This window comes from Arthrobacter sp. FB24 (assembly GCF_000196235.1).
Taxonomy (GTDB): domain Bacteria; phylum Actinomycetota; class Actinomycetes; order Actinomycetales; family Micrococcaceae; genus Arthrobacter.
In genome coordinates this window covers 3,761,233-3,786,437 of record NC_008541.1, presented here as the reverse complement: position 1 = coordinate 3,786,437, position 25,205 = coordinate 3,761,233, and the positions used below count along the sequence as shown (strand labels likewise).

Below are 25,205 nucleotides of genomic sequence, written 5' to 3'. Positions count from 1 at the left end.
CCAGGAAGCCGGGCCCACGGGGGCCGGGCCCAAGGGGTTGGCCCCCGAAGCCGGGCTCAGTGGGAAGCGGGTTCAGAAGCGCGCTGCGTGCTCTTCCGCCCGTGCACCAGGCGTCGGGGCATCGGCCGGCTGCACGGCGAGTTGTTCGGTGGCGTCCTTCAGCAGGACCTCGATCAAGGTGATCGCTGCCGCCTTGTCCAGCGGGTTGTTCTTGTTGCCGCACTTGGGTGACTGAACACAGGACGGGCAGCCGGCGTCGCACTCGCAGGCCGCGATGGCGTCGCGGGTGGCGGAGAGCCATACTTTGGCCTTGTCGAAGCCGCGCTCGGCAAAGCCTGCGCCGCCGGGGTGCCCGTCGTACACAAAGATCGTGGGCACCCCGGTGTCGGCGTGAATGGCAGTGGATACCCCGCCGATGTCCCAGCGGTCGCTGGACGCCACGAGCGGCAGCAGCCCGATGGCAGCGTGTTCGGCTGCATGCAGGGCACCGGGGAACTGGGCTTCGATCAGCCCTGCCCCGGTCAGGGATCGGTTGTCCACCACGAACCAGACAGCCTTCGTGAACAGGTCCCTGGCGCCGAGCTCCAGTGGCTCCTCGCCAAGGATCTCATTTGAAATCAGCGCCTTACGTTGGAAGGAGACCACCTGTGTTGTCACCTTCACATCCCCGAAGTGCACGGCGACATCTCCCCATTGCGCGGTCCGCTGCGTCTCCAGGACTTCGATTTGGGTCACGTCACGGGCAGTGGTGTAGTAATCGGGGTTGGCGCGGCGAACCATCACGCAGTGATCAGCCTCGTTCAGGTCCTCCACCACGTAGCTGTCGCCCTGATGGACGTAGACGGCACCTGTGTGGGCCTGATAGTGAGTTTGCGGCGAGTCCATGGTGCCCAGCAGGGAACCCGTCTCGGCGTCGACGATGCTCACCGGGCCGCCGCCGTCGGCCCTCAGGTTCACCATGGCCGCCGCGCTTTGCGGGTGGGTCCAGAACCAGCCGGCCGGACGCTTGCGGAGGTAACCCTGGGAGACGAGCTGGTCCAGGAGTTTCCCGGACGTGGGGCCGAACAGGTCAAGCTCCGCGTAACCCAGCGGCAGTTCCGCTGCGGCGGCACAGAGGTGCGGCCCCAGCACGTACGGATTGGAGGGATCGAACACCGTGGCCTCGACGGAAACATCAAAAATGGCTTCCGGGTGGTTCACCAGGTAGGTGTCCAAGGGATCGTCGCTGGCCACAAAAGCAGCGATGGCGTCCTGGCCAGCGCGCCCCGCCCGGCCGATCTGCTGGAAGAGTGAAGCCCTGGTCCCGGGCCACCCGGCAACCAGGACGGCGTCGAGCCCGGAGATGTCGATGCCGAGTTCAAGGGCGGAGGTGCTGGAGACGCCCAGGAGTTCCCCTGACCTCAGTGCCCGCTCCAGGGCCCGGCGCTCCTCGGGAAGGTAGCCGGAACGGTAGGCGGCAACACGCTGGGGGAGGCTGGGATCCACTTCATCCAGAAGCCGCTTGGTGATGGCGGAGATGGTCTCGGCCCCGCGCCGGGATTTGATGAACGCGATGGTCCGGATGCGGGAGGACACCAGGTTTGCCAGCAGGTCGGCGGTTTCGGCCACTGCGGTCCTGCGTTCCTTGGCGCCGTTCTCGCCGCGCAGTTCAGTGAGGGCAGGCTCCCAGAACGCCACGGTGGTGGAGCCGTGCGGCGAGGAATCCTCGGATACGGCGCGGACCGGGGCGCCGATGAGCCGGCCGAAGGACGTTCCCGGCTCGGATGCGGTCGCCGAGGCGGCAATGAACACCGGACCTGGCTGGGGGCCGCTGGAGCCGTAATAGGCGCAGATGCGTCGCAACCGACGCATCAGGTTTGCCACATGGGAGCCGAAGACGCCCCGGTAGCTGTGGGCCTCATCGACAATCACGTACTTGAGCCGGCGGAAGAAACTCGCCCACCAGGCGTGGTTGGGCAGGATGCCAAAGTGCAGCATGTCGGGGTTGGCCAGGATCACGTTGGCGTGGTCCCTGATCCAGCGCCGGGACGCCGGGTCGGTGTCGCCGTCGTACGTTTCGGCCCTGACAGTCGGGAGCCTGAGCGAACGGATGGCGGCAAGCTGGTCGGCAGCCAGGGCCTTGGTGGGGGATAGGTACAACGCCACGGCGCCGTCGTCGTGGATTTTTCCCGGTTCGGAAAGCACCCGCAGCTCCGAGCGGTGGATCGCGTCCAGCGCAGGCAGCTGATATGCCAGCGACTTTCCGGAGGCGGTCCCGGTGGCGATCACTACATGTTCCCCGCCGTGGGCAAGGTTGGCCGCCTGGATCTGGTGGCGGTACGGCTCGTGGATGCCCAGTGCACCGTAGGCCTCGACGAGGTCGGGGTGGGCCCATTCCGGCCACGGCTCGTTCACGGCCTGGCGGGCCGGAATGATTCGGACATGACGCAACTGTTCCGGGTCCGGGCCACGGCCCAGCAGCGGAATCAGGGAGTCATGGGGGTTCACTTCAACATTGTTTCATCCGGTCTCAAATCGCCGGGCATTAGCACCCCGGCACTGGCAACCCCGCCCGGCTGCAGCAGTCCTAACCTACGGAAAGGTCAGCGCCTTCGTTCGATGACGACAGCATCAGCACGTGGCACAGGGTGGTCCAGCCCAGGTGCGAGTACAGTTTCTGCCCGTCCAGGGAAGCCAGCAACAGGCCGTTTTCCACGTCGTGTTCGAACGCCTGCGCAGCCAGTGCCTTCATGATGAAACTCCCCAGCCCACGCCGCTGGTAGGCCGGTTCGGTGACGATCTTGTCGAACACTGCCGTGTGGCCCACCACGAACACACGGCCGCTGGCTGCCACGGATTCCCCGGCATTCACCACTGCATGGTGGACGCCGTCCTTCTTGAAGGTAGTCAGCTTCAGGTCATCGTCGGAAAGCCAGGGATCCTCGGAGTCCTGAGTCTCCATGTCCACGATCATCATGGTCTGCGAGGCGGAGGTGACGTTCAGGCCGTGCTGCTGGGCGAGGTAGGTATATCGTGCGACGTCGTTGGTAAGGATGGTGAGGATCCTGGCCGGCGCCTCGGCCGTCTTGGCAGCCAGCTCGGCGAATTCGGTGTCCGAGGGATCGTGGGCGAAATATTCCCATTCCTTCGTGGTGTCCGCGCGCAGCGCGGCCGGAAAGCGGCCTTCCGTTCGCGTCTCGTAGCCCCGGCAACCGGCCCATCCGGTCACCCAGATTTCCACGAGGCGGGTGATGTCTTCAACCATGGCGTCTGGACTCATGTGATGAGAGTATTCCAGCCCTGACGCGAGCAACAGGGGTAGGGTCCCGGAAGTGGTCTTGCTTATTGAATTGTGATCGGAACCGCAGGTAGAGGCTAAGGCCCCGGTTAAGCCGCTTTCGCTCAGCAAGTACCCTTAAATACGTGGCTCTGAACCGAATTGTGCTCTTTTACGGCTTTACTCCGATCACCGACCCCGACGCTGTGCGCCTGTGGCAGCGCGCCCTGTGCGAGAAGCTGGGCCTGACCGGACGCATCCTCATCTCCAAGGACGGCATCAACGCGACCGTAGGCGGAGAGCTGAACGCCGTCAAGCAGTACGTGAAGACCACCCGCGAATACAAGGGTTTCCACGGCATCGACGTCAAATGGTCCGACGGCGGAGCGGAGGACTTTCCCCGCCTCAGCGTCAAGGTGCGGGACGAGATCGTATCCTTCGGTGCCCCGGGTGAACTCAAGGTGGACGCCAACGGTGTGGTGGGCGGGGGCACCCACCTCAAGCCCGAGGAACTGCATCGGCTGGTCGATGCCAAGAAGGAACGCGGCGAGGAAGTGGTGTTCTTCGACGGCCGCAACGCCTTCGAAGCCCAGATCGGCAAGTTCAAGGACGCTATCGTCCCGGACGTGGCCACCACCCATGACTTCATCAAGGAACTTGAGTCCGGCAAGTACGACGCACTCAAGGACAAGCCGGTCGTTACCTACTGCACGGGCGGAATCCGCTGCGAGGTGCTCTCCAGCCTCATGGTGAACCGCGGCTTCAAGGAGGTCTACCAGCTCGATGGCGGGATTGTCCGCTACGGCGAGACCTTCAAGGACCAAGGCCTCTGGGAAGGGTCGCTGTACGTCTTCGACAAGCGCATGCACCTCGAATTCAGCGACGAAGCCAAAACGATCGGCGAGTGTGTCCGCTGCTCGGCCCCGACCAGCAAGTTCGAGAACTGTTCCAACCCGAGCTGCCGCACGCTCACGCTCTACTGCACAGAGTGCGCCTCCAGCCCGGAGACGCTGCGCTGCCCGGAAGGCTGCGCCGCATAGCTTGGCATCCCGTGTTCAGATCCTGCTGATCCGGTAGGCGAAGTTCGCTGCGGACTGGGCCGCCACTTCCACGCTGAGCACGGCGTCGTTGGACACCTGGATCACGTTCACGCGTGACGTTCCGCACCGCAGGCTCAGGTCCACGAGAGCCAACTCCCCGTTGCGGACGGTGAACGACACCCTGCGCGGGCTCTTGCACGCGAGGGTCAGCGAGTATGTGCCGCTGGGCAGCTGTCCGGTGCTCTCCTGGCGTGCGGTGCCCGCCTTGAGCAGGCCGAAACCCGTGTGGAAAACCTGGCCGGCCGTGTCCGGGAGGACCCGCCCGACCCACGCCTCAAGTTCCGCGCCGGTCACCGGGAGGTTTCGCCGGGGGTCCTGGGGGAGGGCTGCATCCGTGAAGGGCGGCGCGGTCGCGGTGGGCAGCGGCCCGCGGCCGTCGTCGTACACGTACTCGCACCCGCTCAGTGCCGCTCCGGCGGCCAGCGCACCGCAAAGCGCGACGGCGACCGCCGCGGCAGTGCGCCGTGGCACCCGGGGTGCCTGCACCGTGTGCATACTCTGACTCTAGGCCTGCCGCCATCCCCAAACCAGAGGCGGCAGGACGCACGCCGAAAGCCCATCCGGGCGTCAGTGCCGGGGGTCCAGAAGCCGGACAGCCCCCATTGCCGCTTTGTGGACCCGGTCCTCATCCGCACTCACGATATAGGCGGTCACCGGACCGGTATTCAGCTCGACCTGCTCGCTGACCGGTTCCCCGCAGGGCACATCAATACGATGGGTAGTGCCGGTGGATCCGCGGGAAGTGACCACCAGCTGCGCCTCCGCCGCACCCACGCAGACGGCCGTGACGGTGTACGCGCCCGCCTCCGTCAGGACCCCGGTGAACGTCAGGCCGCCTCCTGCTCCGCTGTGCCCGCTGATAGCTCCGGCAACGCCGCCCGCACCAGAGGGGACGTCCGCCAGCAGCAGCTCAACGGCCGCCATGTTGCGGTCCTGTTCAGCTTTCAGTCCGGGATCCATCGAGGCGACCGGAAGGGGCGGTGCAGCCGTGGCGGGTCCCTGCCGGGCGGTCGGGAGGGACGGCTCCGGCCCGACGTCGTTTGCGTATTCGCAGCCGGCCAGGCCGGCCGCGACCAGGGCTCCTGCGGCCAGAAACAACGCGCGCTGCGGCCCCCTGTGCACCATCAGAACCCACTCCCGGCGGAGGGCTTCAGGCTGTACGCAGTCCGCACCGGAGCGTGGATCGAATCCACCCTCACCAGGATGCCGTCGGGCCCCACCGGGATATCTGTGGGACGCGGCGCGCCGCAGGGAAAGCCGCTGCCGGAGAGCAGATCGTCACCATTCGGGTTGAGCACAGTAATCTCAACAGCGCCGGTCCCTTCGCAGGCAAAGGTGAGGGTCAACATTCCGGGTGACCCAACCGGCCCGGAGCGATGCCACCTGCCCGGCACCGGATAGCCCCGCACCTCAGCCGGTTGCGCCGGGCCGAGTTGTTCCGCGGCCCAGCCTGCGGCCGGCTCCGCAGTTGAACCAGGTGCGTCAGGGTAGGGTTCCAGCCGGAAGCCGCTCGCGCCGAACCGCGGCTCGGCAGCGGCAGTAACCCGTGCTGTGATGAGACCGCCTTGATGATTGAGGCGCATGAACCTCCGCGCGTGGCACAGGAGGTTTGACTCCTCCGGGGCGGCCCCGGCCAGGCGCACCTCGAGCACGGCATACTGTGCCGCAACGCAGGCGGCCGTGAGGAGGTAGTCGCCGGCGGGAACCTCGGTGCTCCACGCGGCCGCGCCCCCCGTTGCAGTGACGTAGGGCAGTTGATCCGTTCCTGGCGGCCCCAGCAGCCGCCTCAACTGCTCGTCGTTGGTCCGCTCCGGCGGGACCGTGGGAGAGTCCGGGGCGTTCCCGGAGTCCGGCCGGTCCGGTCCGGAAGTCGACCGTGGCGGGGACGCAGCAGGACCCGGCGGACTGCCGTCGCCCGCGTATTCACAGCCGCTCAGCGCCGCCGCAAGCAGGCCCGGCACAACGGCGGCGAGGACCATCATCCGCTTCCCCCAAAGAGCTGACATGTCCCTGAGCATACGCACCCTCGCCGGCGGGGCAAGTCACAGAACTAGCTTCCGGCCGCCAGATGGTAGGCGTAGATGAGCGGAGCATCCACGCTGGAGGTGCTGACCTGCACGGTGCCGGCGGCGGGCACGGTGATTTTGGCGCTCTCGCGGCTGCCGTTGCAGGCGGCCCCGGCCTCGGCGAGCTTCGTGCCGCCGGCGGTGACAGTGAAGAAGGCCTTGCCACCGCCGTCGCACGTCATGGTCAGGGTGTACACGCCGGCCGGGACGTCGGCGGCGTCCTTGACCAGCGGCTGGCGGTTGAGGATCTTGCCGGCATCCTCAAGCACCGTTCCGCCGGCTGTCGGCAGTGCCGTTGCCTTCCAGGCCGGGACGTCGGCGTTCTCGATGGAAACGGCTGAGGAGCAGGCCGAGGCGGCCAGCAGCAGGCAGGTGCCCGCGGCCGCCGTGCCGAGGACGCGCCTCAGTGCAGGCAGCGGCCGGGGCCCGGAGGTACGTGAAAACATACCTCCAACTTACCCGGTGACGCGGGCCGCGCTGACCGTGCTAGCCGGCAATCAGCTCCTGCACTTTTCCCTGGTGGAGGGCGATGTACACCCGGTCGCGCAGCCGGTTGGCCTGCTGATCGGTCAGTGTCCGCTCGAGCGGCTGGAGCACCAGCCGGAGCAGGACGTTGACGTCGCCAGGGGCCATGCGGAGGCGGTCGACGGCGGCAGGCGGCAGCTCCGCCGTCGGCGTCACCGCTTTGATCTCCAACGCCGCGAGGACCTCCGCGTCGTCGCCAAGGACCCGCCGCGCCCGGTCGCCCAGCAGTTCGATGTCCGCCTCGGCAGGGTCGGCCAGCACTAGCGAGAGGTCCCGGCGGACCGGCGGCATGAGTGAAACCGGCCGGTAGGGAGCAAGATCCAGCAACTGCCCCTGGATCTCCGGATTCTTGGAGCGGAGCAGCCGGATGTCGTCGATGCCCTTGCGCAGCATGAGTGCCCGGTCCAAGCCCATGCCCAGCGCGAGGCCGGCCCACCTCCGCGGATCGAGACCGGAGCTGCGCAGGACCGGGGCAGCCACCAGGCCGCACTCGGCGAGTTCCAGCCATTCCCGCCGGCCGTCCTGCAGGGTGACCAGGACGTCCAGCTGCCTGCCCGCGGCGGTATAGCTGTGGGCGGACGGCGTTGCCCGCCACTGCACGCCGGGGTGGTCAGCCGCCGGCAGCACGGCGTCCACGACCGCCGCCATCATCGCCTGCAGATGGCTGGGCCCCAGCAGGCCGCGCGCCTTGATGCGCCACACATCGACCTGGTGCGGTGTTCCCACATGCGTGCGGTCTACGGCGTCCCGGCGGTAGACCAGCCCGGGCAGGACGTGCAGCCTGTCGTAGCGGCCCTGCTCGCCCCGGAGCGAGTCGAGGATGGCCGGGATGCCCGCGGAGGTGTGGCTTCGGAGCATCACCGTGGGGCTGATATGGCGTGAATAGCGCGACTCCCGGGTGGCATCGCCGGGTGAATAGCCCAGCCTGTCGTAGTTGTCGGCGATGGCCACCAGCGGGTTCAGCCGGTGGGTTTCGGACGGGATGTCCCACTGCCGTTCGAGTGCGGTGACCACGTCCGCCAGAAGCTGCTGCATGGCATGTGCTCCGGCGTCCGGGTCAGTCAGGTCACGCAGGGCGAGGGCGGTGTTGAGTTCTGTCAGGGAGAGATAGTTCTTCATGGGGTTTCCTTAAGGGGCAGCTGTGTGGAAGGGGAGGAAATCACCCTCAGCCGCTGCACCGGACGGACCCCGGCGGCCGCAGTTATGCGCGCAACAAGAAGCCCGTGCGGCCGGAAAGCGGCCAAGGGCTGATAAATCGTTGCGGCTGTTGCATAGGTCCATGGTGCCCCGGGGCATGCGCGATCCGCAACCTCCTGGAATACAGGCCGCTGCAGCGCGTGGTTGCCACGGTGCTGCTACTGGACGAGCTCATCCAACCGGCGCCAGAACGCCGCCCGGATGGCCTTGCGGATGTCCTGGAGGTCCGTCTTGGCTTCGCCGATCTTCGCGGCACAGTCCTTGATGAGCACCCGGTCAATCGTCGGCGGCAGCAGCGGCCGCTCGGCGAGGAGTTCGTTGAGTTCGCGCTGGCTGACGCTGCCGTGCCAGTTATCGGCGAGGCTGACAGCCACCGCTTCGGCACTTTCCACCAGGTCGAACCAGGGGCTTTGGGCGGCAGGGGCGCCAGTTGCCGTGGAATAGACCGGTTCCCGGCGCGCAACGCCGGCTGCGGGCACCGGACGCAGGTCCGGCTGCACACGCCGCGGCCCGGGCGTCGGGACCGGCCTGCCGGATAAACCTGCCGTGCCCGCAGCAGCCGCGGCAGAAGCAGCCGCGGGCCCTGAAGGCGCGCCGGATCCGGCAGCCTCGGCAGCGGAACCCGGCGCGGAGCCAGCTTCCGGAGCCGCGGTGGCACTGCGGGCGGGAACAACGCCCGGGCCGGGGACAGGCCGCCTGCCGGGAAGATGGCCTGCACCGTTGCCGGAAATGCTGACTGTAGTTCCGGTTTCGGACGAAGCGGGGGCGTAGGCGGCAAGCTCAGCCACTGGCGCCGACTTCGCAAAGCAGCGGTCCAGGAGCGTCTGCGGCAGGGTGGCAATGTCGTCAACCTGCAGTGCCAGATGCTCAGCCACCGCGGTGACCCCCAGCCGGTGGCCCTGGTTCTCAATTCCCAGCAGCACCACCTTCATGCCGAGGTCCTGCGCCGCTTCCACAGCCTCTGCGAGGTCATCGTCCCCGGAGAGCAGGTAGGCGACGTCAGCCGACCGGTTCCGGGCCACTCCCACCAGATCCAGCCCGAGCTTAAGGTCCACGCCTTTTTGTTCGCCGTTGTAGGACATGCGCCCGAGCCGGACTTTCACGCCCGGGAGCAGTCCGATCCGCTTGTGTTCGTCGCTGAACAAGCCGTCCTTGGCGGCGTCATACCAGTACATCCTCAGCAGGTCCCGGCTGTCGCGCTCGCTGACAAACCCCTGGATGCCGTCCACAAGGCTCTTGTACTGGACGGAAAAGGCAGAGCGCAGCGAGTTCCCGGTGACCCGGAGCCCGCCTGTGGCCAGGAGGAAACCTGCGTCAATGAAGATCACACTTTTGCGGCTCATGCTCTGAAGCATAGGTGGTGCTGCTGACAATCCCGCCCCGGCGGCGCTGAGCCGGACAAGCCCGGCCTGGCGGGCGCAGCCCGGAACCATAGACTTGCCTGGTGACTGAAACAGCTATGCATTTCACGGCCGGCAACACTTCCGACGCCCCGCGCAGCGACCTCCCGGAACTGCTGTCCGCCCTCGCCGCGGACCTGCGCGGCGTCGGTTACACCGTGGACGGAGTGGCAGGATTGCTTGGCGAGTCCGCCTATTCCGCCCTCGGCCGCGACCAGATCATCCCGTCGTTGATCGCCACCGAAAGTGCCGCCAAAGGCGACCCGGAGGCGGCGGCGCTTGCCGCCGTCGTGCGCCTGTGGCTGCTGGCAGTGCCACAGCGCGCCGAAGTGCTCGACGCCGCCCTCCCGGGGGTCCGCACCGAGGGCCTCCTCACGCTGGGACTTGTTGAACCTTCTGCGGCAGGGGAGACCGGCCCGGATCCGGCTTCGGGAACCGTCAGGGCAAAAGCAGATCTGCGGCCGTACGGCTGGAGCGGCGATGCTGCAACGGGAGCGGGCGGCGCCGACCTCTGGGTGGCCAGCGACCTCGCGGCGCACCAGCAGCCCGGCGTCCTCCGCCACGACCATGTGCTGGGGATCGGGCAGGCTTCTACCACCTTGGTGCAGACCACCATCCGCCGGCAGGTGCCCAGAGCCTTGGACCTGGGCACCGGCTGCGGGATCCAGACATTCCACCTGTTGCACCACGCAGACCACGTGACAGCCACGGACATCTCAGCCCGGGCGCTTGCCTTTACCCGGTTCAACCTGCTCCTGAACGCCGGGGCGCTCGGTATCGACCCGGCCACGCCGGAAGACCGGGTGAGCCTGCGCCTGGGGTCGCTGCTGGAACCTGTGGCGGGGGAGGCCTTCGACCTGGTGGTGTCCAACCCGCCGTTCGTCATCACACCCCGAAGCGTGGGGGAGGCCGCGGCGGACCAGTACACCTACCGCGACGGCGGCCTGCCCGGAGACGACATCGTCGCCTCACTGGTCCGGGAACTGCCGTCCGTCCTTACCCCGGCCGGAACAGCCCAGCTTCTGGGCAACTGGGAGGTCGTCGCAGGGACGCCGTGGCAGGAAAGGCCGCAAAGCTGGGCGGGCCCGGATGTCGACACCTGGTTCATCCAGCGCGAACTGGTAGGGCCGGAACAGTATGCCGAAACCTGGCTGCAGGACGCCTCCGAGTCCCGAGACCGCCGGCGCTACCAGGACGCCTATGCCGCCTACCTGGACGACTTTGCCTCAAGAAACGTGGAGGGGATCGGCTTCGGCATGATCTTCCTGCGGAGGCCCGCCGACGGCGCACGGCCGGTCATCAGCCGCTTCGAGGAGATAACCTACCCCATCGAGCAGCCCATCGGCCCGCACCTGGGTGCAGCAGTTGAACGGGCCGACTGGCTGGCGGCGAACGATCTTTCCGCCGCCCACCTACTGGTGGCGGAGGACGTAACGGAGGAGAGACACCAGCGCCCGGGTGCGGAACACCCCGGCGTCATCCTGCTGCGCCAGGGCGCCGGACTCCGGCGCACCAACCTGCTGAGCACCGAGCTCGCCGGCTTCGTGTCAGCGTGCGACGGCGATCTGTCCGCCGGGCAGATCATCGGCGCCCTTGACGCGCTGCTGGGCGGGGGCGACGGATTCGACGGCGAAGCGTTCCGGAACGGGCTCCTCACCGAAGTCCGGAACCTGGTCCGCGACGGGTTCCTCCTGCCGGCTTGACCCGGTAACGGCGGCGGGCGCGGAGCCGTCCGGTCCAGCCGGAGCCGGAGCCGGGGCCGGAGCCCGAGCCGGGTCCTGGGAACCGAAGCGCCACAGGACGGTGACGGCGATGGCCAGGGACACCGCTGCGCCGGTCCCGCCGATCAGCAGGAACCCGGTCCGGACCGGCAGCAGGGCACCCAGGAGCCCGCCGAACGCCAACGCTGCAATGGTGATGGCCCGGGTCATTCCACCGATCATGGACATCGCCTGGCCGCGGCCTTCCTCGGGCATCCTGAGGATCACGATTGCCCCGAAGCAGGCATTGAGGACACCGCAGGCAACACCCATCCCGGTGTAGGCGACGAACATGATGTCCACGGTGGGCACCAGGCCGATAAAGGCGAGGACAGCTGAGGTTAATGCCATCGACCCCAGCAGCATGCGGAGCCGCAGCGGGGGTCTCTTGATCTGGCCGGCCAGGACTGCCCCCGCCGCCATTCCCAGGGCAAAAGCGGCAACAAGCAGTCCGTACTGTGTTTCGGAGGCGCCCATCTCGCCCCGTACCAGGAACACCTCGAGGACGTTGGTTGCCTCCCCCACGGCAATGAAGAACAGCGCGCCAAGCACCAGTGCCCATACCAGGCTGTCCCGCCGGATAAGCCGGAGGCCGTCCATCAAAGCGGGCTGCTTCCGCCCGGCCCGTTCGGCTGCGGTGCCCCTCCGGGTCCGGATCAGGAAGGCGCCGGCCCCCATCAGGACATAGCAGGCGCTTGCCACGGAAAACACCAGTACGGAGCCTCCCCAGCCACTCAGCAGTCCCCCCGCCGCAGGTCCGGCCATTCCCGCGATCATGATGGTTGCCTGCATGGTGCCCACGGCGCGTGGCGTGCGCTCTTCGCCGACGATCCGGGGCACCAGGGCTTGGAACGTCGGGCCGGCCACGGCCTGGCAGGCGTTCAGCACAAGAGTCAGTGCGAAGAGCGCGGGAATGTGGTCTTCCAGGTAGTACATGCTCAGGCCCATGCCTGCAACGGCGGCGGCACTTCCCGCGGAGGCCGCCGTGGCGAGTGTGCGGGAATCCCTGGTATCCGCCAGTCTGCCGGCCCACGGGGCCAGGACCACCAGCGGCAGGGCCGAGCACAGCAGATAAACGGCCACCAGCCAGGAACCGGCAAGGGAAATAGTGCCGGCCGCAGTGGCGGCCTGCAGATGCAGCATCACGCTGACCACAACGGCCCCCATGCCGGCGGCAGCCATGAAACGGGCGCTGCTCGCCAACAGGAAATCCCGGTTTCGCCAGAGCGGTGCATTTGCTGGTACTAAGGCAGGCGATGGCCCTGCAGTGTCCCCCATGTCCGCGAAGCTACTCCGCGGCGAACGGGGATGTCAAGCGTTTCTTTCAGACCCGCCGGAGGGCCGATAGAATGGAGGCGTGAATGCAGAAACTCCGGAGCCGGCGCAGGCCGCGCCAGAGGCTGCCAGGCGCAGGGCCCGGCCGGAGAAGAAAGTGGAGATCACCGACCCCAAGGCTATCCGCGCGCTGGCCCACGCCGCACGCCTGGAAGTGATCTCGGAACTGTATTCCACGCAGGTCAGCCGGACGGCCACGGAGCTGGCTGCCCAGACGGGCCTGACGCCGAGTGCCATGAGCTACCACCTGCGGGCCTTGCAGAAGTGGGGCATCGTGGAGCCGGCCGCTACCGCGGGCGATGCGCGCGAACGCCGGTGGCGTGCCGCCGGGACGGACTTCACCATTAACTCGGGCGGCGGTGTGGCCAGTCCCGAGTTCGCCGTCCTGGACCTCGAGCTGGACGCGTTCAGGCGCAGGGTCGACGCCTACGCCAAGGTCCGCGACGAGCGCCGCAAAAACAATGAATCCATCGAGGCGCCTGGCGTGGTGGTCCTGTCCAGCGACCTGCTGTACCTGACCCCGGCGCAGCGGGCGGAGCTGACCGGGAGGGTGTTCGGGCTGCTCAAGGAATACGAGCTCGAGGACCCGGACCATGTCCCTGAAGGGGCCGAGCGCACGGCCGCAATGTGGTCCCTGATTCCGGACGACCGTAAGTGATCCCCGGCACCTGTTTTCCACATGAATGCGCATCATCCTCCAAAATATGGTGAACTAGGCGAGTATGGGCTCATCTGCCCGAGCCAACCTTTTTCTGTAGGAGCACCGTGCCAAGCAAGGCCAAAACCGGCAAGAAACTCGTGATTGTGGAGTCTCCGGCCAAGAGCAAGACCATCGCCAAGTACCTGGGCGAGGGCTTCATCGTTGAGGCCTCCATCGGTCACATTCGTGATCTGCCGCAGCCGTCCGAGCTCCCCGCCGAACTCAAGAAAACCTCCATCGGTAAGTTCGCGGTCGACATCGAACACGACTTCAAGCCGTACTACGTGGTGTCCCCGGATAAGAAGAAAAAGGTGACTGAGCTCAAGGCTGCGCTCAAGGACGCTGACGCCCTCTACCTCGCAACCGATGGGGACCGCGAGGGAGAAGCCATCGCGTGGCACCTGCTGGAAGTACTCAAGCCCAAGGTCCCCGTCTACCGGATGACCTTCGGCGAAATCACCAAGGAAGCCATCCAGCGCGCCATGGGCAACTTGCGCGATGTCGACCAGGACCTCGTGGACGCCCAGGAAACCCGACGCGTACTTGACCGCCTGTACGGCTACGAAATTTCCCCGGTGCTGTGGCGCAAGGTCGCCCGCGGCCTGTCCGCCGGCCGTGTCCAGTCCGTGGTCACCCGCATGGTGGTGGACCGCGAACGGGAACGCATGGCGTTCAAGGCCGCGTCCTACTGGGACCTCACCGGCCAGTTCGGTGCCGGCAACGGCGCGACGTCGTCATTCAAGGCGAAGCTCGCTGCCGTCGACGGCGCCAAGGTGGCCAGCGGCCGGGACTTCAACGACGACGGCGAACTCACCTCGCGCAACGTCACACACCTGAATGAGGAACTTGCCACGTCGCTGGCAGCGGGACTGCAGAACGCGGAATTCCGTGTCCGCTCCGTCGACACCAAGCCGTACACCCGCCGCCCGGCCGCTCCCTTCACCACGTCTACGCTGCAGCAGGAGGCGGGCCGCAAGCTGCGGTTCTCCTCCAAGAGCACCATGCAGGTGGCCCAGCGCCTCTACGAAAACGGCTACATCACCTATATGCGTACGGACTCGTCCGCGCTGAGTGATGAGGCCGTGACGGCTGCGCGGCGCCAGGCCTCCGAGCTCTACGGGCCGGAGTACATACCGCAGTCGCCCCGTGTTTACACCGGCAAGGCAGCCAACGCACAGGAAGCCCACGAGGCCATCCGCCCCGCCGGCGACTCCTTCCGCACCCCGGCGCAGGTGGCCAAGCAGCTCTCGGGTGACGAATTCCGGCTCTACGAGCTCATCTGGAAGCGCACCGTTGCCTCCCAGATGGGCGACGCCAAGGGCTCCACGGCCACCATCCGCCTCGGCGCGGTGGCTGCGGACGGCCGCGACGCCGAGTTCTCCGCTTCCGGCACCGTCATCACCTTCCCCGGATTCCTCGCCGCCTATGAGGAAGGCAAGGACGAAAGCCGCGGGGACGATGACTCCGAGGAAGCCCGCCGCCTCCCCAACGTGGCCAAGGATGACGCCCTTACGGCCTCGGAGATCGTCGCCGTCGGCCATGAGACCTCGCCGCCGCCGCGCTACACGGAAGCTTCCCTGACAGCCGAGCTGGAAAAGAAGGGCATCGGACGCCCGTCCACCTATGCGTCCACCATTTCCACCATCCAGGACCGCGGCTACGTGCGTAAGCAGGGTTCCGCGCTGGTCCCGAGCTGGATAGCCTTCTCGGTGATCCGCTTGCTCGAGCAGCACTTCCATGACTACGTGGACTACGAGTTCACCGCAGACATGGAAGGCGACCTGGACAAGATCGCCAACGGCCAGGCCGTGGGCGCCGCCTGGCTCAAGCATTTCTATTACGGCGAAGACTCCGATCCCGGCCTGCTGAGCATCGTGAACAACCTTGGCGAAATCGACGCCAGGGAAATCAACTCCGTACCGATCGCCGAAGGCATCACCCTGCGCGTGGGTAAGTTCGGCCCGTACCTGGAGAGCTCCGTTCCCACGATCGATCCCAAGACCGGCGAAGTGGTGGAGTCGGCCCGCGCCAACGTCCCTGAGGACCTGGCCCCGGACGAGCTGACGGCCGCCAAGGCGAAAGAGCTGATGGAGACAGCAGCGCCGGAGGAGAGGGTCCTCGGCGAAGACCCGCACACGGGCCACACGATCGTGGCCAAGAACGGGCGCTACGGTGCCTACGTCACGGAAATCATTCCGGAGATGACGGATGAGCAGCTGGCCAACCAGCCCGTCGAGTACTACAAGAACGGCAAGCCCAAGCCGCCGAAGAAGCCTGTGAAGGCCAAGCCGCGCACGGGTTCGCTGTTCGCCTCCATGAGCGTGGACAGCGTCAGCCTGGACGAGGCCCTGCAGCTCATGAGCCTGCCGCGCGCTCTCGGCCAGGACGCCGAAGGCAACGTCATTACCGTGCAGAACGGCCGCTTCGGCCCCTACCTGAAAAAGGGCACCGACTCGCGTTCCATCGGTTCCGAAGAGGAAATCTTCACGATCACGCTGGAGCAGGCGCTGGAGATCTACTCCCAGCCCAAGCAGCGTGGAGCGCGTGCGGCGGTCCCGCCGCTCGCCGAGTTCGGTCCGGACCCGGTGTCGGAGAAGAACATCGTGGTGAAGGAAGGCCGCTTCGGCCCCTACATCACCGACGGGATCACCAACATCACTGTTCCGCGGTCCACCTCGCTGGAGGAACTGACCCGCGAACAGGCCGTGGAACTGCTCGCGGAAAAGCGTGCCAAGGGCCCGGCCAAGCGTCCCGCGGCGCGCAAGGCCCCGGCGAAGAAGAAGGCTGTCGCCAAGAAGTAGCCACTCGAAAACGTGGGTGTGGGCCGGGGGCTGCGTTCCGGAACGCAGCCCCCGGCCCACACCCACGTTCTGGGTTGTCCACATAGCCCGGCGGGGCGCTTTCACGATCCCCGGTGCCCGTGGAGGCTGGTGGAATGAACAGTCAGGGAAACCCCCGGCCGCATGAAGCCATTGACCCGCTCGCGGACGTCTGGGCAGAGATCGCGGGCACACGTACGGGTGGCTGGGCAGCAGGAACCACGGCGCCCCGACGCCCCGCGCTTCGGACGGATGCTGCGCCGATCCCTTCCGGTGCCTCCGCCCGCGTATCGCCTCCGGCGCGTGGTCCCGTCGCCTTACCAGCGAGTCCGCTGCCCGGCGGCTCAGTCATGTGGCGGACGGAAGAGTTGCTTGCCAGCGGGCTTAGTAAGCGGCACATCAATGAGCACCTCCTCGCAGGCTCCCTTGTCCGGGTCCGCACGGGCATTATGGCCCGCGGCAGTCATTGGAATGCCCTTTCTGACGGCGACCGGGGGCGTGCCCGGCTCGCCGCGTACAGCAAGCGGACCCTGGCTGCCACGGCTGGCGACGGCCTTACGTTCAGCCACACGTCCGCCGGGCGGCTGCATCGCCTGTATCTGTGGCGGCCTGACCAACTGATTCATGTCATCGTTCCCTACCACGCGGCCCGCGGTTCTCACGCGGCCGACGTCAAAGCCCATTCCGCTCTTCTCCTGCCTGGCGACCGCACCGAGATAGACGGTTTGCCAGTAACTTCACTGGATCGGACTGTGCTTGACTGCGCTCTGATGCTCAACTACCGGCAGGCCCTGATCCTCCTCGACCACGGGCTGCGCAGCGGATGCGACCGGCAACGACTGGAATCGGCCTGCGCAGGACTGGCCGGAGTCCGGGGAGTGGCAGGCTTCCGCCGGGCGCTGGCTTTTGCGGACCCGATGTCCGAGTCTCCCGGCGAGTCATTGGCCAGGGACATCATTGCGCGGCTGAGGTTCCCCGCTCCCGTGCTCCAGTTCCGGGTTCAAACAGTCCGCGGCCCCTACCGATTCGACTTTGCGTGGCCGGATCTTCGCGCCGCCCTGGAATTCGATGGAAAGTCCAAGTACTTCGACTACAAACCGACAGCCCAAGTGATCTATGAGGAGCGCGAACGGGAGAAGCTGTTGACCGAACAAGGGTGGCGGATCCTGCGCATCGGCTGGAAGGACCTGTTCGACGAACGGGGAATGAAAGGGCGCCTACTGCGGCTCCTGCGTGGCTGAGATCGTGGGTGCCGGCCGGAGCCTGTGTTCGGGAACGCAGCCTGCGGCCCGCACCCACGAAGTCGAAGCCCGGATGGGGAAGGAATTGCGCCCTGCCCGGCAAACGTGGTCGAGTAGATGCATGACTGAACAGCCTGCACCCGCGGAAATCCAGCCCCTGAACGACCTTGAAGAGAAGCTCGCCACAGGTGACCAGCCGGATGCAAACCCGGTGGACGTCATCCTGTCCTTCCTCAACAACGAGGTCTACATCATCAGCTCCGATGCGCTCGAGGGCGAGGACGCGCAGGTGGAACCCCTGGTGCTGTCCAACGCCGAGGGCAAGCCTGTGCTGGCCGTGTTCTCGCACCCGAGCCGGGTGGACCAGCAGTTCCTCGACGCAGCCCCCAACGTCCTGGGCACCCAGGGAGCAGCGATCATCGGCAACCTCGGTGATGAGCTCGGCATGGTGATCAACCCGGGCAGCGCCTTCGGCTTCGAAATCGATCCCGAGGGCGTGGCCAACATCCGGCGCGACTTCAAGCGTGCCGACCAGCCCGCAGAGGATTCCGGCACACCGGCAGCCGAGTAGCTGCAGCCTCATTCCGACTTGGACGGGCAAGCCGCCGACGCAGTTGCGCCGGCGGCTTGCCATCGGTGAATAATGGCAGAATGCGTCTAGGCGTCCTCGACATCGGTTCAAACACTGTCCACCTGCTCCTGGTCGACGCGCATCCCGGCGCGCGGCCGGTGCCCTTCGCTTCGCATAAGCGCCCGCTTTCGCTGGTGCAGTTCCTCGACGCCGACGGAAACATCAACGACGCCGGCCAGCACGAACTCATCGAATTCGTCCTTGAAGCGTGGGAGTTCGCGGCCAAACACAAAGCCCAGGATCTGCTGGCCTTTTGCACCTCTGCCATCCGGGAAGCCACCAACGGGCCTGCTGTCCTCGCCCGGGTCAAACACGAAACCACCGTGACGCTGCAGGAACTCACCGGCAGCGAAGAAGCGTCCATGACGTTCTTTGCCGTCCGGCGCTGGTACGGCTGGGGTGCCGGACCCATCCTGAACCTCGACATCGGCGGCGGCTCCTTCGAAATGGCGCTAGGCCAGGACGAGCTCCCTGAGCTGGCCACGTCCGTGCCGCTGGGCGCGAGCCGCCTCACCCGGGACTGGCTGCAGGAGGACCCTCCCACCGCGAAGAGCGTCAAGGAGCTCCGGCGCTACATCCGGGCAACCCTCAAACCTGCTGTTCGGAGCTTCAACGAACTGGGCAGGGCCAACGTGGTGGCCGGGACGTCCAAGACCTTCCGTTCCCTGGCCCGGATCGCCGGGGCAGCCCCCAGCGCGGCCGGACCGTACGTCAAACGCGAACTGGGCGCCACGGATCTTGGCATCTGGGCGCAGCGGATCTCGGCCATGAAGACCGAGGATCGCCTGCACCTCCCCGGTGTCTCCGAAGCCCGCGCCAACCAGCTCCTCGCAGGAGCCCTCGTGGCAGAGGCGGCCTTGGAACTCTTTGAGTTCAAGAAGGTCAAGATCTGTCCGTGGGCCCTGCGGGAAGGACTGATCCTCCGCCGGCTGGACCAGTTGATCTTTGAAGGACCACTGGAACCGGTACACCAGGTGGTGCTGCCTCCGGTTGCTGCCCCTGCCGCGGCTTCGGCTGCCGCGCCCGGCGCCCCGGCCCGCGCCGCCTCCGGCGGGAGGGCTGACTGAGATGAGCGCCGCCGTCGAACGTTCCCCGGAAGAAAAACGCGTGATCCCGGTGGCGCTGTCCAGCGCGTCTGTCTACCCGCTGAGCGTGCACGATGCTTTCGCCGTGGCCCAGGACCTTGGTTTTGACGGCGTGGAAGTGATGGTCACCAACAACGCCACCAGCCAGAGCCCGCACTCCCTCCTGGAGCTCAGCCACCGTTACCGGCAGCCGATCGTGTCCATCCACGCGCCCACGCTGCTGCTGACCCAGAAGGTCTGGGGCTCGGCCTGGAACAAGATCGAAATGTCCTGCCGGATGGCGCGTGAAGTGGGCTGCGGGACCGTGGTGGTCCATCCGCCGTTCCGCTGGCAGAACAACTACGCGGAGAACTTTCCGGCAGGCATTCGCCAGCTCGCCGACATGTACCAGGTGCGGATCGCCGTCGAAAACATGTACCCGTGGCGCGTGCGGGGCCGGGAGACTGTTGCCTACCTGCCGCACTGGGACCCGCTGGGCCAGGATTACGACGACGTCACGTGGGATTTCTCGCACGCCGCCACTGCGGGGGCCAACAGCGTTGAGGCGATCAAGGCACTCGGCGGCAAGCTCAGGCACATCCACCTCACGGACGGATCCGGTTCCGGCCGGGACGAGCACTTGATTCCCGGCCGCGGCAACCAGGGCTGTGCGGAAGCGCTGCAGCACTTGGCGGGCAGCGGATTCGACGGCGTGGTGGTGGCGGAAATTTCCACCCGACGGGCAAAATTCGCAGGTGAACGCGAACTGTGGCTTAACGAAACCCTGAAGTTCGCACGCCAGCACCTGAGCCACCCGTTGGTCGGTGCACGCGAGGCGTAGCAGGGTTCTTCGCAGAAGGAACGCGGGCGGTGTGTCGATACGGGCGGGAGCCATTCGTATAGAAGGTGAGAGGCGGGCACCCGGCCGGCCGACTCCTCAAGGAGGAAAACCAAATGTCACAGTATCTGCTGAGCATCTACCAGCCTGACGGTCCCGTCCCGGACGCGGAGTTCCTGGAGCCCATCATGCGCGGCCTTGAAGGCCTGAACCAGGAAATGAAGGCGGCCGGCGCCTGGGTGTTCGCCGCCGGCCTCCATCCCGCCGACACTGCCACCGTCCTGCGGCCGGAGGGGGACGACGTCCTTATCACCGACGGCCCGTTCACCGAAGGCAAGGAGCATCTGGGCGGCTTCACCGTCATCGATGTGGATGATCTCGATGCAGCCCTTGACTGGGCCCGCCGGCTAGCCAGGATCGTGACTTTGCCAGTCGAAGTCCGTCCCTTCCAGCACTAAGCCCTCGGAGACGTCCGGATGACGGGGCGCGGTTCCGCTGCCGGGGGTTCCGCCTCGGGGAATTCCAGCAGCGAGATAGCCCGGATCTTCCGCCGGGAGTACGGCCGCGCCGTGGCAGTGCTGGTCCGGCTCTTCGGCAGCATCGACCTCGCCGAGGACGCCGTGCAGGACGCGTTCACGGCGGCGGTGCAACGCTGGCCCTCCAGCGGCGTCCCGCCCAGCCCGGCCGGATGGATTATCACCACGGCCCGCAACAGGGCAGTCGACCGGCTCCGGCGTGACGCCGCCCGCGACGACAAATACGCCAGGGCCGCCCTGCTGCATGCCCGCGCCGGAGACGCCTCCGGCGCGGCGCCCGAGGATCTGCTGATGGATGAGCTGGAAGAGGAGGCCGGGGTGCGCGATGACACGCTGCGGCTGATCTTCACCTGCTGCCACCCGGCCCTGGGAACCCCGGCCCGCGTGGCGCTGACGCTACGCCTCCTGGGCGGGCTGAGCACCGCGGAGATAGCCCGCGCCTTCATGGTGCCGGAAAAGACCATGGCCCAGCGGCTGGTCCGGGCCAAGGCGAAAATACGGGACGCCCGGATTCCCTACCGCGTGCCCCACGGTTCCGAGCTGCCGGAGAGACTGACGGCCGTTCTCGCTGTGGTCTACCTCATCTTCAATGAGGGCTACAGCGCAAGCTCCGGCGACGCACTGGTCCGGGTCGAGCTCTGCGGGGAGGCCGTCAGACTGGCCCGGCTGCTGGTGGCCCTGATGCCGGATGAACCCGAAGCCCAGGGGCTTCTTGGGCTGCTGCTGCTGGTGGAGTCGCGGCGCGCAGCCAGGATGGCACCCGACGGCGGCATGGTGCTGTTGGCGGACCAGGACCGGCAGCTGTGGGACAAGGACCTGATCCTTGAGGGGCAGGCCCTTGTGCGCCGGTGCCTTCGCCGGAACCGGCCGGGACCGTACCAACTTCAGGCCGCCATCAACGCTGTGCACAGTGATTCCCCGTCAGCCAGCGAAACGGACTGGGAGCAGATCCTACAGTTGTACGATCAGCTCCTGCAGGCGTCGCCGGGTCCGGTGGTGGCACTCAACCGCGCGGTGGCCGTTGCCGAAGTGCACGGCCCTGAGGCAGCCCTCGGCCTGGTCGACGCCCTGGAACTGGCAGGCTACGGGGTGTTCCACTCCGTGCGCGCGGATCTCCTCCGGCGCCTGGGCCGCTTTTCCGAAGCCAGGGAGGAATACCGCGACGCACTGGGGCTGGCAGGCAACGCGGCCGAGAGGCGGTTCCTGGAAGGCCGGCTGCTTGGGCTGCCCGCGGCGGACCGGCCGAGTTAACGAGAAAACGCCGGGCGGTCCTGCCGAAGGAATTGGGGGAACCCTTCCGCAGCCGCCCGGCGCTCCGCCGGTTCCGAAGAACCGGCTGTCATCACTCGCACCTGTGAGGCACTTTCCAAGTTACAGACACACCTTGGGCGTTTCGGGAGTTTACCCTGTGCGTTGGCTGGCAATCCGTGCGCTGGGCGGGACTTGAATGCGGTGGCCAGGGCTTAAATGAGAAGCACCGGCGGCCTCGCAGGAAAATGGGGGAACCTGCTGCAGACCACCGGTGCCGGGCAAACATCCCCATGCTTGCCTCATCACTCGCACCCTCAATGAGGTAATAACTACGGTAGGCGCCGACTTTGTGAGGAAGCTGCGCCGATCATGTGAGCCAGCTGTGAATGGGGGCGGGCCCGTTTGCCGCTGGCCGCCACTGCGCGGCTGGAGGGCGTCCGGATAGCAGCCCCCGGATGCGGCGACGCGCGCCGAACTGCAATGATGGACCAATGAGCAACCGAATCGCATTCCTTGGCTGTGGATCCATGAACGAGGCCGTCATGAGCGGCATGCTGGAGGCCGGAACGGACCCGGCGGACGTCGTGGCCACTGTCCGGCGCGCGGAGCGTGCTGCCGAACTCGCCCAGCGGCACGCCGGCATCACCGCCATTGCCGGCGAGGAGGAGCCGGAGAACAACAAGCAGGCGGCAACCGGCGCCGACGTCGTGATTCTGGGTGTCAAGCCTGTGGGAATCACCGACCTCGCGCGGGAAATCAGCGGTTCGCTTTCCCCGGAAGCCATCGTGGTCAGCGTTGCCGCTGCGGTGTCCATTGCCCAACTTGAAGCCGCCCTGCCAGCCGGCCAGCCGGTGATCCGCACCATGCCCAATACCCCTGCCAAGCTGGGCCGCGGCGTCGTGTCCGTCTCACCAGGTACCAACTGCTCGGCCGAACAGCTGCAGTTGGCCAAGAACATCCTCAAGGGTGCGGGCACCGTGGTGGAGGTGCCCGAAGAACAGGTGGACGCGCTGTCGGCCATCAGCGGTTCGGGGCCGGCCTACGTGTTCTACCTGGCCGAGGCGATGGCTGCCGCCGGTGTGGAGCTGGGGCTGGATCCGGAGTTGTCGCTGCTGCTGGCGCGGGAAACGGTTGCCGGAGGCGGCCTGATGCTGGCCGAGCCCGGCGCGGACCCAACTGCCCTGCGCAAGGCCGTGACCAGCCCGAACGGGACCACAGAGCGCGCAATAGCCACGTTCGACGAGCGGGGCCTGCCCGCGATCATCGCCGACGGCGCCCGCGCCGCGGCAGCCCGCGCAGCCGAGATCACGAAGCAACTGGGCTAACGGCTCAACCGCCGGCCCGGCTAGGGGCGGGCGGCAAACCGTTCCAGCAGGTCCACGTGGCCGGACACGATCAGCATGTCCCGGGAGGACACCTTGGTTTCCGGCCGGGCATACGTGAAGTCTTCGCCCGGTGACTTTACGCCGACAATGGTTACGCCGTACTTGGAGCGGACCTTGGACTCGTCCAGGGTGAAGCCCACGGTTTCGCGCGGCGGGTACATCTTGACGATCGCGAAGTCGTCGTCGAACTCGATGAAGTCCAGCATGCGGCCGGAGACCAGGTGGGCGGCCCGGACACCGGCGTCGGCCTCGGGGTAGATCACGTGGTTGGCGCCGATCCGGGTGAGGATCTTGCCGTGCGAGGGCGTGATCGCCTTGACCCACAGGTGCTCGATGCCGAGGTCCACGAGGTTCACGGTGATCAGCACCGAGGATTCGATGGACGTCCCCACTCCCACCACTGCGGAGCTGAACTCCTGTGCACCGAGCTGCCGGAGTGCGTCGATGTTCGTGGCGTCGGCCTCGACGACGTGCGTGAGTACGGGCGCCCATTTCTGCACCAGGTTGCGGTCGCGTTCGATCGCCAGGACCTCGCGCCCCTGCTTGACCAGCTGTTCGGCGGTGGACGAGCCAAAGCGGCCCAGCCCGATCACCAGCACGGGGGCATTGTGGGCGGGGCGGTTGACGGCGCCTGAGGGATTAGCCAATGATGGGCCTCTCTTCCGGGTAGTGGTACAGCTGGCTGCGCTGGCGCAGTGCCAGGGCAGCGGCAAGGGTCACGGTTCCCACACGGCCGGCGAACATCAGCGCGGTCAGGACATAAACGCCCGACGGCGGCAGCTCGGCACTGAGGTTGGTGCTGAGGCCCACGGTGGCGAAGGCTGAGATGGTCTCGAACAGCACGCGGTCCAGGGGCGCGCCACTGATATGCAGGAGCGTGAAGGCAGAAACGGAAACCAGGGTTGCGCCGGCGACGATCACCGAGATGGCAACCCGCATGGTTCCCTGCGGGATGGTGCGGCCGTAGACCTTCACGTCGGCGTCGCCGCGGGCCTCGGCCACGATGGCCAGGAACATGACGGCGATGGTGGTCACTTTGATGCCGCCCGCAGTGGAAGCTGAACCGCCGCCGGCGAACATGAGGGCATCAGTGAGGAGCATGGTGGTGGATTCCATGTGGTTCTGGTCCACCAGGTTGAAGCCGCCGGACCGGGTCATGACGGAGGCGAAGAGCGAGTGCGTGATTTTGTCGCCGACGTCCATTGAACCGATGGTCCGCACGTTTTCCCACTCCATCAGCCCCCACAGCACGGTTCCGGCAGCCAGCAGGATGAACGACACCTGGATGGTCAGCTTGGTGTGCAGGTTCCATTTCTTCCAGTTCAGCCCGTTCTGCTGCAGCACCATCACCACAGGGAAACCAAGGCTGCCCAGGAACACACCGAGCATCAGCGGGACCAGGATCCACAGATCGGTCTCGTACGGGACGATCCCGTCCGAGTGCGGGGTGAAACCGGCGTTGTTGAAGGCGGAGATCGCATAGAAAACGCCATGCCACACGGACTGGCCAAAGCTCTCGCCCAGCGCCAGGAAGCGGGGGATAAGGGCCAGTGCCAGGCTGCCTTCGATGACCACGGACGTGGTGATGACGATCCGCAGCAGCGTGCCCACTTCGCCAAGGCGCCCGGCATTGTTCATGGCTTCCTGGGCAATGAGCTTGCCGCGAACCCCGAGCTTCTTGCTGACCATGAGGGCCAGCAGCGAGGCCAGGGTCAGCGTGCCCAGGCCGCCGACGAATATGCCGATCAGGATGACCAGCTGGCCGAAGAAGGACCAGTGCACGGCCGTGGACACGACGGTGAGGCCCGTAACGCAGACGGCGGACACCGCGGTGAACAGGGCCTGGTGCAGGGGAGTGAAATTGCCGGTGGCGGACGCCGCCGGCATGGACAGGAGAGCTGTGAACAGGATGATGACAACACCGAACGCAGTCAGCGCCAGCCGCGCCGGTGACGTGTTGGCGATGTTGTCAATGAAGTCGCGGATCCCCGTGAAGATCCACAGACCTTCACGCTCCGGCATGCCGGGGTGCCAGTTAGCCGGGCTCTTGGACCTCGGCTGGCTTTGCGTCATGTGCGGCTTTTCCTCGGTTGAAACTGCT

The 25,205-nt window shown here is 66.6% G+C and carries 21 protein-coding genes and 1 pseudogene; 11 read left to right on the top strand and 11 right to left on the bottom strand.

Annotated elements, in window-relative coordinates; translation table 11 throughout:
• Window positions 1-72: 72 nt before the first annotated feature.
• Together ARTH_RS17065 and ARTH_RS17060 are read right to left on the bottom strand one after the other, a co-directional pair.
• Window positions 73-2,487 carry a DEAD/DEAH box helicase gene (locus tag ARTH_RS17065; RefSeq protein ID WP_011693192.1) on the bottom strand — a complete coding sequence of 805 codons (2,415 nt, stop codon included), beginning with the start codon at window positions 2,485-2,487 and terminating at the stop codon, window positions 73-75.
• A 79-nt stretch (window positions 2,488-2,566) separates the two neighbouring features.
• The gene (locus ARTH_RS17060) at window positions 2,567-3,259 is read right to left on the bottom strand and encodes a GNAT family N-acetyltransferase (protein ID WP_011693191.1); all 693 of its coding nucleotides are present in this window, start codon (window positions 3,257-3,259) and stop codon (window positions 2,567-2,569) included.
• Window positions 3,260-3,402: 143 nt separating this feature from the next.
• Here ARTH_RS17060 and trhO point away from each other — a divergent pair, with 143 nt between their 5' ends.
• Window positions 3,403-4,296, top strand: a complete 894-nt coding sequence (trhO, locus tag ARTH_RS17055) for an oxygen-dependent tRNA uridine(34) hydroxylase TrhO (protein ID WP_011693190.1) — start codon at window positions 3,403-3,405, stop codon at window positions 4,294-4,296.
• 15 nt (window positions 4,297-4,311) lie between these two features.
• Here trhO and ARTH_RS17050 read toward each other — a convergent pair whose 3' ends face one another.
• The 6 genes from ARTH_RS17050 to ARTH_RS17025 all read right to left on the bottom strand — a co-directional run bounded on the left by ARTH_RS17050 (window position 4,312) and on the right by ARTH_RS17025 (window position 9,487).
• Window positions 4,312-4,851, bottom strand: coding sequence for a hypothetical protein (locus tag ARTH_RS17050; RefSeq protein ID WP_043430008.1), 540 nt, complete (start codon window positions 4,849-4,851; stop codon window positions 4,312-4,314).
• A gap of 72 nt (window positions 4,852-4,923) precedes the next feature.
• Window positions 4,924-5,481 (bottom strand): hypothetical protein, encoded by a 558-nt coding sequence (locus tag ARTH_RS17045; protein WP_011693188.1) that lies wholly within the window; start codon window positions 5,479-5,481, stop codon window positions 4,924-4,926.
• Complete coding sequence (locus ARTH_RS17040; protein ID WP_156810698.1) at window positions 5,481-6,362, bottom strand: hypothetical protein; 882 nt, start codon at window positions 6,360-6,362, stop codon at window positions 5,481-5,483. Before ARTH_RS17040 ends, ARTH_RS17045 begins: the two co-directional genes overlap by 1 nt.
• A 44-nt stretch (window positions 6,363-6,406) precedes the next feature.
• The gene (locus tag ARTH_RS17035; protein WP_011693186.1) at window positions 6,407-6,868 is read right to left on the bottom strand and encodes a hypothetical protein; all 462 of its coding nucleotides are present in this window, start codon (window positions 6,866-6,868) and stop codon (window positions 6,407-6,409) included.
• A 40-nt stretch (window positions 6,869-6,908) separates the two neighbouring features.
• Window positions 6,909-8,066, bottom strand: a complete 1,158-nt coding sequence (gene srmL, locus ARTH_RS17030; protein WP_011693185.1) for a PheS-related mystery ligase SrmL — start codon at window positions 8,064-8,066, stop codon at window positions 6,909-6,911.
• 236 nt (window positions 8,067-8,302) lie between these two features.
• A complete protein-coding gene (locus tag ARTH_RS17025) occupies window positions 8,303-9,487 on the bottom strand; it encodes an NYN domain-containing protein (RefSeq protein WP_043431010.1) in 1,185 nt (394 codons plus the stop codon).
• Window positions 9,488-9,603: 116 nt separating this feature from the next.
• On the opposite strand from ARTH_RS17025, the gene ARTH_RS24325 reads away from it, so the two are divergent.
• Complete coding sequence (locus tag ARTH_RS24325; RefSeq protein ID WP_011693183.1) at window positions 9,604-11,247, top strand: DUF7059 domain-containing protein; 1,644 nt, start codon at window positions 9,604-9,606, stop codon at window positions 11,245-11,247.
• A gap of 54 nt (window positions 11,248-11,301) precedes the next feature.
• Here the strand turns inward: ARTH_RS24325 and ARTH_RS23595 are convergent.
• Window positions 11,302-12,471: pseudogene (locus tag ARTH_RS23595) on the bottom strand (MFS transporter); the annotation flags it as partial.
• A 190-nt stretch (window positions 12,472-12,661) separates the two neighbouring features.
• Between ARTH_RS23595 and ARTH_RS17015 the strand changes: the two are divergent.
• From ARTH_RS17015 to proC, 9 genes are all read left to right on the top strand, one after another.
• Window positions 12,662-13,297, top strand: a complete 636-nt coding sequence (locus tag ARTH_RS17015) for an ArsR/SmtB family transcription factor (RefSeq protein ID WP_011693181.1) — start codon at window positions 12,662-12,664, stop codon at window positions 13,295-13,297.
• A gap of 107 nt (window positions 13,298-13,404) precedes the next feature.
• Window positions 13,405-16,140 (top strand): type I DNA topoisomerase, encoded by a 2,736-nt coding sequence (gene topA / locus ARTH_RS17010; RefSeq protein ID WP_011693180.1) that lies wholly within the window; start codon window positions 13,405-13,407, stop codon window positions 16,138-16,140.
• Between the two features lie 134 nt (window positions 16,141-16,274).
• Complete coding sequence (locus tag ARTH_RS17005) at window positions 16,275-17,399, top strand: hypothetical protein (RefSeq protein WP_011693179.1); 1,125 nt, start codon at window positions 16,275-16,277, stop codon at window positions 17,397-17,399.
• Window positions 17,400-17,520: 121 nt separating this feature from the next.
• The gene (locus tag ARTH_RS17000) at window positions 17,521-17,970 is read left to right on the top strand and encodes an SseB family protein (protein WP_043431006.1); all 450 of its coding nucleotides are present in this window, start codon (window positions 17,521-17,523) and stop codon (window positions 17,968-17,970) included.
• An 80-nt stretch (window positions 17,971-18,050) separates the two neighbouring features.
• A complete protein-coding gene (locus tag ARTH_RS16995; protein ID WP_011693177.1) occupies window positions 18,051-19,097 on the top strand; it encodes a Ppx/GppA phosphatase family protein in 1,047 nt (348 codons plus the stop codon).
• Window position 19,098: 1 nt separating this feature from the next.
• Window positions 19,099-19,935, top strand: a complete 837-nt coding sequence (locus tag ARTH_RS16990) for a sugar phosphate isomerase/epimerase family protein (RefSeq protein WP_011693176.1) — start codon at window positions 19,099-19,101, stop codon at window positions 19,933-19,935.
• 113 nt (window positions 19,936-20,048) lie between these two features.
• Window positions 20,049-20,390 (top strand): YciI family protein, encoded by a 342-nt coding sequence (locus tag ARTH_RS16985; protein WP_011693175.1) that lies wholly within the window; start codon window positions 20,049-20,051, stop codon window positions 20,388-20,390.
• 18 nt (window positions 20,391-20,408) lie between these two features.
• Window positions 20,409-21,719 (top strand): RNA polymerase sigma factor, encoded by a 1,311-nt coding sequence (locus ARTH_RS16980; protein ID WP_011693174.1) that lies wholly within the window; start codon window positions 20,409-20,411, stop codon window positions 21,717-21,719.
• Window positions 21,720-22,210: 491 nt separating this feature from the next.
• Window positions 22,211-23,044: a pyrroline-5-carboxylate reductase gene (gene proC / locus ARTH_RS16975; RefSeq protein WP_011693173.1), complete on the top strand. Its 834-nt coding sequence runs from the start codon at window positions 22,211-22,213 to the stop codon at window positions 23,042-23,044.
• Window positions 23,045-23,064: 20 nt separating this feature from the next.
• On the opposite strand, the gene ARTH_RS16970 is transcribed toward proC, so the two are convergent.
• Both ARTH_RS16970 and ARTH_RS16965 read right to left on the bottom strand, forming a co-directional pair.
• Window positions 23,065-23,703 (bottom strand): potassium channel family protein, encoded by a 639-nt coding sequence (locus ARTH_RS16970; protein WP_198011609.1) that lies wholly within the window; start codon window positions 23,701-23,703, stop codon window positions 23,065-23,067.
• Window positions 23,704-23,743: 40 nt separating this feature from the next.
• Window positions 23,744-25,177, bottom strand: coding sequence for a TrkH family potassium uptake protein (locus tag ARTH_RS16965; RefSeq protein ID WP_011693171.1), 1,434 nt, complete (start codon window positions 25,175-25,177; stop codon window positions 23,744-23,746).
• Window positions 25,178-25,205 lie beyond the last annotated feature (28 nt).